13 protein-coding genes are annotated in these 12,797 nt (G+C 71.0%); 10 read left to right on the forward strand and 3 right to left on the reverse strand.

The genetic code is table 11. The features are described 5' to 3' along the window. Nucleotides 1-107: 107 nt before the first annotated feature. Nucleotides 108-1,466, forward strand: coding sequence for an NAD(P)/FAD-dependent oxidoreductase (locus ACZ562_RS18985; protein WP_471180124.1), 1,359 nt, complete (start codon nt 108-110; stop codon nt 1,464-1,466). A 37-nt stretch (nt 1,467-1,503) separates the two neighbouring features. Here the strand turns inward: ACZ562_RS18985 and ACZ562_RS18990 are convergent, their stop codons facing one another. Then, nucleotides 1,504-2,940 (reverse strand): regulator, encoded by a 1,437-nt coding sequence (locus ACZ562_RS18990; protein ID WP_471180126.1) that lies wholly within the window; start codon nt 2,938-2,940, stop codon nt 1,504-1,506. Nucleotides 2,941-3,193: 253 nt separating this feature from the next. Between ACZ562_RS18990 and lipB the strand changes: the two genes are divergently transcribed. From lipB to ACZ562_RS19010, 4 genes are all read left to right on the forward strand, one after another. Continuing rightward, nucleotides 3,194-4,021: a lipoyl(octanoyl) transferase LipB gene (lipB, locus tag ACZ562_RS18995; protein ID WP_471180128.1), complete on the forward strand. Its 828-nt coding sequence runs from the start codon at nt 3,194-3,196 to the stop codon at nt 4,019-4,021. A 134-nt stretch (nt 4,022-4,155) separates the two neighbouring features. Further along, nucleotides 4,156-5,121, forward strand: coding sequence for a lipoyl synthase (lipA, locus tag ACZ562_RS19000; protein WP_471180130.1), 966 nt, complete (start codon nt 4,156-4,158; stop codon nt 5,119-5,121). 279 nt (nt 5,122-5,400) lie between these two features. Continuing rightward, a complete protein-coding gene (locus ACZ562_RS19005) occupies nt 5,401-5,601 on the forward strand; it encodes an SCO2195 family GlnR-regulated protein (protein WP_471180133.1) in 201 nt (66 codons plus the stop codon). Between the two features lie 67 nt (nt 5,602-5,668). Then, nucleotides 5,669-6,370 carry a DUF4191 domain-containing protein gene (locus ACZ562_RS19010; protein WP_471180135.1) on the forward strand — a complete coding sequence of 234 codons (702 nt, stop codon included), beginning with the start codon at nt 5,669-5,671 and terminating at the stop codon, nt 6,368-6,370. A gap of 83 nt (nt 6,371-6,453) precedes the next feature. Here the strand turns inward: ACZ562_RS19010 and ACZ562_RS19015 are convergent, their stop codons facing one another. After that, nucleotides 6,454-6,921 carry an RDD family protein gene (locus ACZ562_RS19015; RefSeq protein WP_471180138.1) on the reverse strand — a complete coding sequence of 156 codons (468 nt, stop codon included), beginning with the start codon at nt 6,919-6,921 and terminating at the stop codon, nt 6,454-6,456. Between the two features lie 210 nt (nt 6,922-7,131). On the opposite strand from ACZ562_RS19015, the gene glnA reads away from it, so the two are divergent. From glnA to pspAB, 4 genes are all read left to right on the forward strand, one after another. Continuing rightward, nucleotides 7,132-8,541 carry a type I glutamate--ammonia ligase gene (gene glnA, locus ACZ562_RS19020; RefSeq protein WP_471180140.1) on the forward strand — a complete coding sequence of 470 codons (1,410 nt, stop codon included), beginning with the start codon at nt 7,132-7,134 and terminating at the stop codon, nt 8,539-8,541. Between the two features lie 122 nt (nt 8,542-8,663). After that, nucleotides 8,664-8,921, forward strand: a complete 258-nt coding sequence (locus ACZ562_RS19025) for an SCO2583/SCO2584 N-terminal domain-containing protein (RefSeq protein ID WP_471180143.1) — start codon at nt 8,664-8,666, stop codon at nt 8,919-8,921. A gap of 152 nt (nt 8,922-9,073) precedes the next feature. Then, on the forward strand, nt 9,074-9,994 hold the full coding sequence (gene htpX, locus ACZ562_RS19030) for a zinc metalloprotease HtpX (RefSeq protein WP_471180332.1): 921 nt from the start codon (nt 9,074-9,076) through the stop codon (nt 9,992-9,994). A gap of 2 nt (nt 9,995-9,996) precedes the next feature. Beyond that, nucleotides 9,997-10,581, forward strand: a complete 585-nt coding sequence (pspAB, locus tag ACZ562_RS19035; RefSeq protein ID WP_471180145.1) for a PspA-associated protein PspAB — start codon at nt 9,997-9,999, stop codon at nt 10,579-10,581. A 28-nt stretch (nt 10,582-10,609) separates the two neighbouring features. Here the strand turns inward: pspAB and ACZ562_RS19040 are convergent, their stop codons facing one another. Beyond that, complete coding sequence (locus ACZ562_RS19040) at nt 10,610-10,918, reverse strand: hypothetical protein (RefSeq protein ID WP_471180148.1); 309 nt, start codon at nt 10,916-10,918, stop codon at nt 10,610-10,612. Between the two features lie 242 nt (nt 10,919-11,160). On the opposite strand from ACZ562_RS19040, the gene ACZ562_RS19045 reads away from it, so the two are divergent. Further along, the gene (locus ACZ562_RS19045) at nt 11,161-12,792 is read left to right on the forward strand and encodes an alpha/beta fold hydrolase (protein WP_471180151.1); all 1,632 of its coding nucleotides are present in this window, start codon (nt 11,161-11,163) and stop codon (nt 12,790-12,792) included. Nucleotides 12,793-12,797: the final 5 nt, after the last annotated feature.

Consider the following 12,797-nt stretch of genomic DNA (forward strand, 5'->3'; position numbering starts at 1 on the left):
CTTCCTCTGGCCGGTCCCAGCCCTAACCTCGACCCGAACTCGGGTATTCCCAGGGCCGGTTGGGGGCAAGACGTCTCCACCGGCCGCGCAACCTCGAGGAGGGGCACGTGCTTGAGCCCGCGTATGAGGCGGATGTCGTCGTCGTGGGAGCCGGGGTCGCCGGACTGTCGGCGGCGCTTCGGCTGACCAGCGCAGGAGTGACGACCACCGTGTTGGAGGCCGCCCCTTGCGTGGGCGGCCGTATGTCGACCGAGAAGATCGACGGCTTCCGGCTCGACCGGATCGGACAGCTCATGTCCACCTCGTATCCCGAACTACGGCTGACACCCGGGCTCGACGCGCTCGTCCTGCGTCCCTTCGCGCCCGGTGTCCTGCTGCACGGCGACGGGCGCCACCACCGCGTGGACGCACCGCCGACCGCGAGGGGCGCGAGGGGCGCACTCCATGCTGTGCGCGCCCTGGCAAGCGCCCCCTTGAGCACTCCCCGCCCGGCGTCCGTGCCCCGGGTCCGCGCGAGTGCCCCGCCGGGTACCGCCGTCGCGCCCCTCCGGCTCCGCGCCGCGCTCACCCGGCTCGCGGCCACGCCCGTCGAACGGCTGCTGTCGCGCCCCGAACTGCCCGCGGGTCAGGCCCTCGCCGCCCGCGGAGTCCCCGGCCGCACCATCGGCGGCTTCCTGCGCCCGCTGCTGGCCGCGCTGCTGTGCGATCCGGAGCTGACCACGTCCAGCCGGTGTGCGGACCTCGCGCTGCGCGCCTTCGCGAGCGGGCGCCTGTGTGTGCCCGAGGGCGGCGCCGAGGTGCTGCCGGAGCTGCTCGCGCAGGCGCTGCCGCCGGGCACCGTGCACACCGGTGTGCGGGTCACAGCCGTCTCCACGACGTCGGTGAGCACCGCCGAGCACGGCGAGATCCGCTGCCGGGCCGTGCTCCTCGCGACCGACGCCCGTGCCGCCGCCGGACTGCTGCCCGGCCTGCGCGTACCGGACTTCCACCCGGTGACGGTGGTGCACCACACGGCCGACGAGCCGCCGGGGACCGGTGCCTCCCTGCTGCTCGACGCGGACCGGGGCGGCCCGGTCGCGCACACGGCCGTGGTCAGCGAGGTGGACCCGAGCCGGGCGCCCGCAGGCCGCGCACTCGTCTCGTCGACGGTCCTCGGACCGCCGCCGGCCGACGTCGACACCGCCGTACGCGTGCACCTGTCCCGCCTGTACGGCACCTCGACCGCGCGCTGGGAGACGCTCGCCGTGAACCACACCGCGGCGGCGGTGCCCGCGATGCGGCCGCCGCACGATCTGCGGCGGCCGGTGCGGCTGATGGCGGGCCTGTACGTGTGCGGGGACCACCGGGACACCAGCACCGTGCAGGGGGCTTTGCGCTCGGCTCACCGGGCCGCCTCGGCGGTGCTGGCGGATCTGGGAGCACCCGGATCGATGCACAGCGCGGAGTCGTTGCGTGCGGCGGCCTGAAAGGAGTGTGCGGCGGCTTGCGCGATGACCGTGCCGGTCACCCAAGGGTCGCCACCTTGTCGCGGTACCCCCGTACCGGAGCCGCGTCCTTGTACGGTTCCAGTCTCCGTTCGAAGTCCCTGACGTACTCGACCGCTCGCACCGACCTCATCTCCGCCGCCTGTCCGGCCGCCTCGGCGGCCAGCTGGCAGGCCTGGTCGAGTTCGCCGAGGCCGAGGCGGGCCGAGGCGAGGACGACCCGGCAGAACAGGCGGCTTCGGGCGTAGGCGGGGGCGCGCAGCTGCAGGGAGCGTTCCGCGTGCTGGGCGGCCGCGCGGAACTGCTGGAGGTCCCGGTGGCTGTGCCCCAACTCGTCGGCGAGCTGCGCCTCGTCGAAGAACCGCGCCCAGTGCGGGACCTCGTCGCCGGGCCGGGCGGCCTCCAGGGCCCGCTCGGCACGGGCGAGGGAGGCCGTGCAGGCCCGCACCTCGCCGAGCACCGCGTGCCCGCGCGCCTCGACGGCGTGCAGCAGCGCCTGCACGACGGGCGGGGCGTTGGTCCCCACCCCCTGCTGCGCCACGCGCGCGAGCTGCACGGCCTCCCGCCCGTGCCCGAGGTAGACGGCCTGCCGGCTCATCGTGACGAGGACGTACGAGCCGTAGGCCCGGTCCCCGGCCGCCTGCGCGAGCCGGAGCGCCTGCACGAAGTAGCGCTGGGCGAGTCCGTGCGCGGCGATGTCGTACGACGTCCAGCCCGCGAGCCTCGTCAGGTCGGCGGCGGCCGCGAACAGGCGGCGGCCCGTCTGCTCGCCGTAGCTGCCGCGCAGCATGGGCTCGCACTCGTGCTCCAGGTAGCGCACGAGGGCCTGGCGTGCGTGGCCGCCGCCGTACATGTCGTCGAGGGAGCGGAAGAGGTCGCCGACCAAGCGCAGGGCGGCGATGTCGCCCGCGGTGACCTTCTGGCCGGGGCCGCGTTCGGCCGCGCCGCGCTGGCGGGGCAGCGCCGGCCGGCCCTGCGCGGGGAGACGAGTGGGCGGTTCGCCGCGGGCCACCTTGTCGTCGGGCCGTCCGATGAGCCAGTCCCGGCTGGGGACGACGAGCCCCGCCGGGGTGAACGCGATCTTGCGGAGCTCGGCGTGGCTGCCGGAGTCCTTGCGCCACAGCCCGCCGACGATGTCGACGGCCTCTTCGGGCGTCGAGGCGAACTCCAGGCCCGCGTAGACGGGCGCGCAGGCGTCGAGCCCGAGGTCCTGGGCGGTCAGGCGCCGTCCGAGGCGCCGGGTGAAGACCTCGGCGATCAGGGCGGGGGTGGTGCCGCGGGGCTGCTGACCGCGCAGCCACCGGGTGACGGACGTCTTGTCGTATCTCAGGTCCAGCCCGTGTTCGAGACCGAGCTGGTCCACGCGTCTGGCGAGACCCGCGTTGGAGAACCCCGCTTCTGCGATGAGCGCGGCGAGCTGTCGATTGGGAGTGCGCTGCGCGGGTCGTTCCGTCATCTGCGGTGGGGTCTCCTGCCTTTCGGGCCTCACGGAGGCCGCTGTGGCCGCCGCGGTGCCCGGATCGCCTGTGAGCAGCCCTTTTGGCCTCGTGAACGGCGCGAATGTAGCGGAGCGTAAGCAGTCGATCGCACCCTTCGACCTTCATTCATCCGATCGTGTGAGGATTGCCCCACGGCTGACGTGGATCGGCCGGACGTACAGTGGCGTGGGCACGCTTCGTGCCTTACGAGCTTCCGAGGGGGCGCTTGCAGTGAGTGGGTTGCGGTTCGTCCGCATGGGATTCGGTGCCGAGGCCGTCGAGTACCAGGAGGCCTGGGACGAGCAGCGCCGGGTGCACGCGGCGCGCTTCGCGGACGAGGTCCCCGACACCGTGCTGCTCCTTGAGCACCCGCCGGTCTACACGGCCGGCCGGCGCACCGCCGACAGCGAGCGCCCGCTCGACGGCACCCCGGTGATCGACGTGGACCGCGGCGGCAAGATCACCTGGCACGGTCCCGGCCAGCTGGTGGGCTACCCGATCCAGAAGCTGCCGCGCCCGGTGGACGTGGTGGCACATGTACGGCGCCTGGAAGAGGCCCTGATCCTCACGTGCGCGGAGTTCGGCCTGGAGACGACCCGGGTCGAGGGCCGCAGCGGGGTGTGGATCCTCGGCGACGCCAAGGACCTCGCGGAGCAGCGTCCGTCGATCGGCGGCCTGTCACTGGACTTCGACCCGCGGCTGCACGACGAGGAGTTCGACGCCCGCCTCAACGGCCCGGAGTACGCCCCGTCCAACGCCGGCCAGCGCCGCGAGGACCGCAAGATCGCGGCGATCGGGATCCGGGTCGCCAAGGGCGTCACGATGCACGGCTTCGCCCTGAACGTGAACCCGGACAACAAGTGGTTCGACAGGATCATCCCGTGCGGGATCCGGGACGCCGGGGTCGCCTCGCTCGCGAACGAGCTCGGCCGGGACGTGACGATCGACGAGGTGCTGCCGGTGGTCGAGCGGCACCTGAGGGGCGTACTGGAGAACGCGGAGCTCAAGCCGCGGGAGACCGGGAAGGCGCCGGCAGCGCCCAGCCCGTCCGGCGCTTGAGGACCAGGCCGTTCAGGCCGAAGCGGGGGTCTGGGCGCGGCGGCCCCCCAGCAGGGTCGGCACCACCGCCGGACATTCAAATCCACGGGCGTACCCTTGAGGGCGCCGAAGAATCAATCGCTAGGGAGCCGGTCGTGTCCGCAGTCGCACCCGACGGACGCAAGATGCTGCGCCTGGAGGTCCGCAACAGCCAGACCCCCATCGAGCGCAAGCCCGAGTGGATCAAGACCCGGGCGAAAATGGGTCCCGAGTACACGCAGATGCAGAACCTCGTGAAGAGCGAGGGCCTGCACACGGTCTGCCAGGAAGCCGGCTGCCCGAACATCTACGAGTGCTGGGAGGACCGCGAGGCGACTTTCCTCATCGGCGGCGACCAGTGCACACGGCGCTGCGACTTCTGCCAGATCGACACCGGCAAGCCCGAGGCGCTGGACCGCGACGAGCCGCGCCGCGTGGGCGAGTCCGTGGTCACCATGGACCTGAACTACGCCACCATCACCGGCGTCGCCCGTGACGACCTGGAGGACGGCGGCGCCTGGCTGTACGCGGAGACGGTGCGCCAGATCCACGAGCAGACCTCCTCCCGCGAGGCCGGCCGCACCAAGGTGGAGCTCCTCGCCCCCGACTTCAACGCCGTGCCCGAGCTGCTGCAGGAGGTCTTCGCCTCCCGCCCCGAGGTCTTCGCGCACAACGTCGAGACGGTGCCCCGGATCTTCAAGCGCATCCGCCCCGGCTTCCGCTACGAGCGCTCGCTGAAGGTCATCACCGAGGCACGCGACTACGGCCTGGTCACCAAGTCGAACCTGATCCTCGGCATGGGCGAGACCCGCGAGGAGGTCAGCGAGGCGCTGAAGCAGCTGCACGAGGCGGGCTGCGAGCTGGTCACCATCACCCAGTACCTGCGTCCGTCCGTGCGGCACCACCCCGTGGAGCGCTGGGTCAAGCCGCACGAGTTCGTGGAGCTGAAGGAGGAGGCCGAGCAGATCGGCTTCTCGGGCGTGATGTCCGGCCCGCTGGTACGGTCCTCCTACCGTGCCGGGCGGCTCTACCAGATGGCCGTCGAGAAGCGGGGTTCGTACGTCGCCTCGCAGGCCGTCTGATCGTCTGACACTCCGTCACCCCCCTTGCCCGCTCGATATGAGGCAAGCGTGTGAATTCACGCACAAGCTGCTACCCGTCAGTAACGGCCGATTCGGCGCGGTCCTGACCGTCCTCGCAGATGAGGGCCCCGTCAGGGCCGCGTCAGCGTTTCGGCCCAGCGCATCAAGGCTTCATTGGTGTTTGACCGGCCGGTCACGCCCTGGTAACACCAATCAGTGACCCTGGAATCACACCACGTACACCCTCACCCGCAGCCGTCCCGAGGGGGGACCCCCATCATGCAGGCCGCGCCCGTTCGCGCCACAGCCATTCCGACGTTCACCGACGCGCTGCGTGCGGTCGAGTCGCTGCTCATGAGCAGCGGCCAGCGCACCGCCCGCCGCAACGCCTGGACCTCCGTCCTGGAGGACCGCCGTCGTGCCAAGGACCGCGTCGAGGCCCAGCGCGTCCTGGAGCAGACCTTCACCGTGCGCTCCTGAGGCCGCTCTCCCCTTCCCGCGGGCACTGCCGTCGTCGGCGCTTGTGGGGCCACGTAGACTTCACGGCATGGCGAGGAAGGACACGGCAGCGGATGCTGCGAGCCCCGGGCGACTGAAGCAGATCGCCCTGACCTACAAGATGACCCGCAAGGCCGACAAGAAGATCGGTCTTGTACTCGCGGCTGTCGGCATCATCACCTTCGGTGTCTTCCTCGCGATCGGTTTCCTGATCGGTCATCCCATCTATCTCGGCATCCTGGGCCTCCTGCTCGCCTTCCTCGCGACGGCGATCGTGTTCGGGCGCCGGGCCGAGCGAGCGGCCTTCGGGCAGATGGAGGGCCAGCCGGGCGCAGCAGCGGCCGTGCTGGACAACATCGGCCGGGGCTGGACGACGACCCCCGCGGTGGCGATGAACCGCAGCCAGGACGTGGTGCACCGGGCCGTCGGCAAAGCCGGCATCGTCCTGGTCGCCGAGGGCAACCCGAACCGGGTGAAGAGCCTGCTGGCCGCCGAGAAGAAGAAGATGAACCGCATCGTCGCGGACGTGCCGGTGCACGACGTGATCGTCGGCACGGATGACGGCCAGGTCGAGCTGAAGAAGCTGCGCACGACCATGCTGAAGCTGCCGCGCGTGCTGACCGGTCCGCAGGTCACCGCGACCAACGACCGGCTGCGTGCGATGGGCGACCTGATGAGCAACATGCCGCTGCCGAAGGGCCCCATGCCCAGGGGCATGAAGCTGCCGAAGGGCGGACCGAAGGCCCGCTGATCCCTCCTACGTCGGAAAAGGGGCCGCCCGGATCACTCCGGGCGGCCCCTTCGTCATGTTCGTCGTGCGGGGACGTACAAGGGTCAGATCCGCACCTCGACCGTGCGGGCCAGCCGGTCGTGCAGGCCGCGGCCGTCGCGGTCCCAGATCAGGGCGGGGAGGGCGAGGAACAGCAGGACCGTGCGCAGCAGGACACGCAGCGGGTGGACGCGCCCGGTGTCCAGGGCGATCACCCGCAGGCCGAAGAGCCGCTTGCCCGGGGTGAAGCCGACCGTGCCGACCGTGACGACGATCAGTACGAACAGGACGAGCGGCGCCCAGATCTGGGCCGCCTCGTTATAGCTGTCCGTGATCAGGCCGTATGCGATCAAGAGGCACAGGCCCCAGTCGACGGCGAGGGCACCGAGCCGCCTGCCGGGGCGGGCGATCGAGCCCGGCCCCTCTTCCGGCAGACCGAGCTGCTCGCCCCGGTATCCGAAGTCGACACCGGCTTCTTCCGCGGCCGCGCGCGGCCCGGAGAGCCACGATCCGATTGCTTGCCTGTTGTCCACCCGTCCACGGTACTGCGCACCCATATGCCCCTGGGACGGCGGGGTGTCGGCGAGCTAGGCTCGAACCGAGCCCGTTAACCCCTGCGAAACAAATGAGTCACGCCCGAGAAATCACCCGTCCCTAGGGTCGAGGCCAGCGTGTGCCACCGCACTGGCCGCACGAACGAACTACCACCCCGGCACGGAACGGTCGGGAGTAGGAGGAGCTGGATGTTCCAGAACGCCGACGAGGCCAAGAAGTTCATCGCGGACGAGGACGTCAAGTTCATCGACGTCCGTTTCTGCGACCTGCCGGGCGTCATGCAGCACTTCACGCTGCCGGCGGAGGCCTTCGACCCGGACGAGGAACTGGCCTTCGACGGCTCCTCCATCCGCGGCTTCCAGGCCATTCACGAGTCGGACATGGCACTCCGGGCCGACCTGTCCACCGCGCGCGTCGACCCGTTCCGCCGCGACAAGACGGTCAACATCAACTTCTTCATCCACGACCCGATCACGGGCGAGCAGTACTCCCGTGACCCGCGCAACGTGGCCAAGAAGGCCGAGGCCTACCTCGCCTCCACCGGTATCGCGGACACCGCGTACTTCGGCCCCGAGGCCGAGTTCTACGTCTTCGACTCCGTCCGCTTCGCCACCAGCGCGAACGAGTCCTTCTACCACATCGACTCCGAGGCCGGCGCCTGGAACACCGGCGCCATCGAGGACAACCGTGGTTACAAGGTCCGCTACAAGGGCGGCTACTTCCCGGTCCCGCCGGTCGACCACTTCGCCGACCTGCGCGCCGAGATCTCCCTGGAGCTGGCCAACTCCGGTCTCCAGGTCGAGCGCCAGCACCACGAGGTGGGCACCGCCGGCCAGGCTGAGATCAACTACAAGTTCAACACGCTGCTCGCCGCCGCCGACGACCTCCAGCTCTTCAAGTACATCGTGAAGAACGTGGCCTGGCGCAACGGCAAGACCGCGACCTTCATGCCGAAGCCGATCTTCGGCGACAACGGCTCGGGCATGCACGTCCACCAGTCCCTGTGGAGCAACGGCGACCCGCTGTTCTACGACGAGGCCGGCTACGCGGGCCTGTCGGACACCGCCCGCTACTACATCGGCGGCATCCTCAAGCACGCCCCGTCGCTGCTGGCCTTCACCAACCCGACCGTGAACTCGTACCACCGTCTGGTCCCGGGCTTCGAGGCCCCGATCAACCTGGTGTACTCGCAGCGCAACCGCTCCGCCGCGATGCGTATCCCGATCACCGGCTCGAACCCGAAGGCCAAGCGCGTCGAGTTCCGCGCCCCGGACTCCTCCGGCAACCCGTACCTGGCGTTCTCCGCGCTGCTGCTCGCGGGCCTGGACGGCATCAAGAACAAGATCGAGCCGGCCGAGCCGATCGACAAGGACCTGTACGAGCTGGCTCCCGAGGAGCACGCGAACGTCGCGCAGGTCCCGACCTCGCTCCCGGCCGTCCTCGACTCCCTGGAGCGCGACCACGAGTTCCTGCTCGCGGGCGACGTCTTCACGGCCGACCTGATCGAGACGTGGATCGACTTCAAGCGCGCGAACGAGATCGCTCCGCTGCAGCTGCGTCCGCACCCGCACGAGTTCGAGCTGTACTTCGACGTGTGATCGGCCCACGCGTGGCCGACGCGTGAGCCGTCCGGCGCCCCCGTTCCTGTTTCTCAGGGCGGGGGCGCCGTCGTATGGTTTCCGGCACTGCTGTTCGAGATATGTGACTGGGGGATACGGGGATGTCCGAACAGGACGACTTCCAGGGAGAGTTCGACCTCAAGTGGGCTGACAACGCCGAGCACAAGGAGCCCTCCGCCCGGGCCCGGATGCTCGCCGCGCGCTGGAAGGAGAACCCTCCCGAGCCGCAGCCCTTCCGCGCCGACCCCGAGCCGTCGGCACCGCGCCGCTCGTCGTGGGTCTCGACGGCCATCGTGCTCGGCAGCGTGGCCGCGATCATCGTGCTGCTCGGATACGCGAGCTACCGCACGCCGTACTAGGGCGTGGCGGCCGGGATCCTCTGAGGTGTGACACAGGTTCCGAGGCTCGTGGGGAGCCTTTGCAGCCCCCAGAGCTGATCGGGACCTCCTCATGAAGGGGTCGGGTGCACACTGGGCAGTGGGACGAGTGCCTGAACTGCGGGGTGATGCAGATGCAGAGCCGCTTTGGTACCGACCGGCGACTGACCGTGCGGATGACGGTCACGCTGTTCCTGCTCGGGCTCCTGTACGTGGCCTTCGTCGCCGCGTTGATCGTCTTGCTGAAGTCGTGGCTGCTGGTCGTCGTGCTCGTGGGGGCGATGTTCGTCGCGCAGTTCTGGTTCTCCGACCGGATCGCGCTGTTCGCGATGCGCGGGCGGGTCGTGGAACGGGAGGAGTATCCCGAGCTGCACGCGGTGGTGGACCGGCTGTGTGCGATCGCGGACATGCCCAAGCCGGTGGTCGCCGTGTCGCCGATGGACATGCCGAACGCCTTCGCGACCGGCCGCAACCCCGACAACGCCGTGGTCTGTGTGACCACCGGGCTGCTGCGGCGGCTGGAGCCGGCCGAGCTGGAGGGCGTGCTCGCGCACGAGCTGTCGCACGTGGCGCACAAGGACGTCGCCGTGATCACGATCGCGTCCTTCCTGGGCGTGATCGCGGGGCTGATCGTGCGGTTCGCGTTCTACTCACAGCTGTTCGGCGGGGGCCGCAGGGACCAGAACACCGCCGTCGTCTTCGCGGCCGTGATGGGAGTGTCGGCGGCCGTGTACGCGATCAGCTTCCTGCTGATCCGGGCCCTGTCCCGGTACCGGGAGCTGGCGGCGGACCGGGCGGCGGCGCTGCTCACCGGCCGTCCCTCGGCACTCGCGTCCGCGCTCACCAAGGTCTCGGGCGACATCGCCCGGATCCCGACCAAGGACCTGCGGACCGCACAGGCCTTCAACGCCTTCTACTTCACCCCGGCGCTGGGCTCCGAGCCCGGCGTGGCACGGCTCTTCTCCACCCACCCGAGCCTGGAGCAGCGACTCGGCCAACTGGGGCGGATCTCCGCCGAGTTGGGCGAGGCTGCGCGACCCGGGAAGGCGGACTGAGGATGGGCTTGCTGGACATCCTGCTCGGCCGGACGAAACCGGTCGCGCCCGACCTCGACCAGCTCTTCGCGCTGCCCTCGGCCGCCGTGACCCTGGAGGCCGCGGCGGGCTTCACGCCGACCGGGAACGGCGCGGTGTGCTTCGCCACGGTCGAGGGCGCCGCCTTCGAGCAGACGCATCGCGAGGTCCAGGCCCTGCTCGACGCGGACGCCGACCGGGACGGCCCGCCGGTGGAGCTGCGCCGGGACGAGTACGGCTACTCCTGGCTGGTCTCACGCCGCACCCCCGACCAGCTTCCCCTGCTGGTCAACGATCTGCACGCGGTGAACAGTGCGATGGAGGCCAACGGCTTCGGCCCGCAGCTGCTGTGTTCGCTCGCCGGGTTCCAGGACCCGGAGGGCCGGCGGCTCGCGCTCGTCTACCTCTACAAGCGCGGCACCTTCTACCCATTCGCGCCGCTGCCCGGCGCGGGACAGCGGCGCGACAACCCGCTGGAACTGCGGGTCAGGGCGGCACTCGCGGACGACCTGCGGATCGAGCAGGACCTGAACCGCTGGTTCCCGGTGTGGGGCGCCCCGGGTCTGTGACCTTCGGACGCCTGGCTCACCGGCGGTCTCATCCGCTCTGTTCGCGCTCCTGACGGCGGGTCTCGAAGGGGCGCTCGCGGCGGTAGCGGCGCTCCCACTTGGCCTGCTGGTCACGACGGTCGCGGTAGGCGCGGTAGCTCCCGGGCGCGGGCCCCGGGGCGGGTCCCCCTGGGGCGGGTCCCCCCGAGGAGGGACCTCCGGCCGTGGGCGCCGAGGACGAGCTCCGCCCGTACTGCGTGTACAGGAAGAGCACGGCGACGGCGGCGAGCCACCAGATGTGGTTTCCGAATCCCAGGACAACCAGGACGACGGTCCCGGAAATGACGATGGTGCCCATCACGGGCCTCCGTGGGCGTGGGTTGGTCCGAGCGGTGATCGGTGTCTGTGACGGGGCGCTGGGGGAAGGGCGGCCGTCCGTCGGTGCGTAGAGAGTAGCCCCGAGTCCGCCGGGTGATGCCTGTCCTGCGGAAAGCGGTGGTGGGCGCCTCCGTAACGCCTCTCCAGCGTAGGGAAGCGGTCACTCGGCGTGCATCTCCTTTTCCCGCGGCGTGGAGCCGGGGCTCGTGAGTGAATGGGGGCATGAGTGAACTCCTGCCTTTCACGCACGAGTACGACGGTGAACGCCTCAGCTGCGTGTACGGCGGCGGCGGTCCGGGAGCGGCCACCGCCGTCGCACTGCACGGTGCCGGCAACGGCAGCAAGGAGCGGTTGCTGCCGCTGCTCGGCGAGTTCACGGCACACGGCTGCCACGCCCTCGCCCTCGATTTCTCCGGGCACGGCGAAAGCACCGGGGAACTCTCGGAGTTGAGTCTGCGGCGGCGCTTCGAGCAGGCCGTGTCCGTCATCGACGCCCGGGTTCCCGCGGACGGCCCGCTGATCCTGGTCGGGTTCAGCATGAGCGGCCAGACGGTGGCGGATCTCGCCGCGCACTACGGGGACCGGGTGGCGGCGCTCGGGCTGTGTGCGCCGGCCGTGTACGCGGCCGAGGCGTGGGACGTGCCGTTCGGCGAAGGGGACGGCCGGTTCAGCGGGATCATCCGCCGGCCGGACGGCTGGCGCGGGGCGCCGGCCCTCGACGTGCTGCGGGCGTACGAGGGCCGGGCGGTGCTCGCGGTACCGGGCACGGACGACGTCATCCCGCCCGCCGTGACCGATGCCGTCCAGGACGCACTGGCCCGGCGCGCGCAGTTCACGCGCTTCGAGCTCCCCGGCGCCGACCACATAGTGGGCCTGTGGTTCCGTGACCACGCAGACGACCGGCGGGAGTTCGTTGACGCGGTGCTGGCCGGCCTCGGTGACCGGGGCTGGACGGCGACCCGCACCTGGGTGGCCAAGCAGCTCCCGCAGGGCCGGACGGTGACGGGCACGCGCTTCCTCTCCGGCGGCTGGAGTTCCCAGATGCGCCGGCTCGCTCTCGACGACGGCACGGACCTCGTCCTGCGTTCCTTCGTGAAGCCCTTCTTCCGACGGCACGCCCCCGGGCTGCTCACCCGCGAGGCCTCCGTCCTCACCCTGCTGGCCGGGGAGGACGGCGTCCCGGCCCCCGAGGCGGTGGCCGTCGACGCCACAGCCGAACACTGCGACCACCCTTCGCTGCTGATGTCCCTGCTGCCGGGCCGCGTACGGCTCGACGAGGAGGACCTCGACCGCCGGCTGGACCTGCTGGCGGCCCAACTCGTACGGATCCACGGGGTCGTGCCCGGGGAGCGGCCGCGCCCCTGTCAGGCGTGGACATCTCCGGAACGGGTGCGCACACCGCGGGGCGCGCTGTGGGAGCGGGCCGTGAACGTGATCCGCCGCGACCCGCCGCCGTACGAGGGGTGCTTCCTGCACCGGGACTTCCACCCCGGGAACGTGCTGTTCACGGGGGCGGGCGCGGAACTGCGGATCAGCGGGGTCGTCGACTGGGCGGAGACCTCGTGGGGCCCCGCCGACCTCGATGTCGCGCACTGCGCGACGGCCCTCGCGCTGCTGCACGGCCCGGAGCACGGCCTGGGCTTCCGGGAACGGTACGAGGCGCAGGGCGGGCTGATGTCGGCCGACGGGCCCGACCACCTGTACTGGCGGCTGATCGACGCCCTGGCCTACTCCCCCGACGCGGCGAAGCCGGCGGGCCCGTGGCGGGAGCTGGGGCGGACGGACCTGACGGCGGAGGTCCTGGGCGGGCGGCTGGAGGAGTACGTGCGCGGACTGGTCGAACGGTACGGCTGAGCCCG

This window comes from Streptomyces sp. NPDC040410 (assembly GCF_055595715.1).

What these genes read in the sequence shown, in the direction of transcription:
- ACZ562_RS18990 (WP_471180126.1), bottom strand. Translation starts at nt 2,940, where the DNA reads ATGACGGAACGACCCGCGCAGCGCACTCCCAATCGACAGCTCGCCGCG.
- ACZ562_RS19040 (WP_471180148.1), bottom strand. Translation starts at nt 10,918, where the DNA reads ATGGGCACCATCGTCATTTCCGGGACCGTCGTCCTGGTTGTCCTGGGA.
- ACZ562_RS19045 (WP_471180151.1), top strand. Translation starts at nt 11,161, where the DNA reads ATGAGTGAACTCCTGCCTTTCACGCACGAGTACGACGGTGAACGCCTC.
- htpX (WP_471180332.1), top strand. Translation starts at nt 9,074, where the DNA reads ATGCAGAGCCGCTTTGGTACCGACCGGCGACTGACCGTGCGGATGACG.
- pspAB (WP_471180145.1), top strand. Translation starts at nt 9,997, where the DNA reads ATGGGCTTGCTGGACATCCTGCTCGGCCGGACGAAACCGGTCGCGCCC.
- ACZ562_RS19025 (WP_471180143.1), top strand. Translation starts at nt 8,664, where the DNA reads ATGTCCGAACAGGACGACTTCCAGGGAGAGTTCGACCTCAAGTGGGCT.
- ACZ562_RS19005 (WP_471180133.1), top strand. Translation starts at nt 5,401, where the DNA reads ATGCAGGCCGCGCCCGTTCGCGCCACAGCCATTCCGACGTTCACCGAC.
- glnA (WP_471180140.1), top strand. Translation starts at nt 7,132, where the DNA reads ATGTTCCAGAACGCCGACGAGGCCAAGAAGTTCATCGCGGACGAGGAC.
- ACZ562_RS19010 (WP_471180135.1), top strand. Translation starts at nt 5,669, where the DNA reads ATGGCGAGGAAGGACACGGCAGCGGATGCTGCGAGCCCCGGGCGACTG.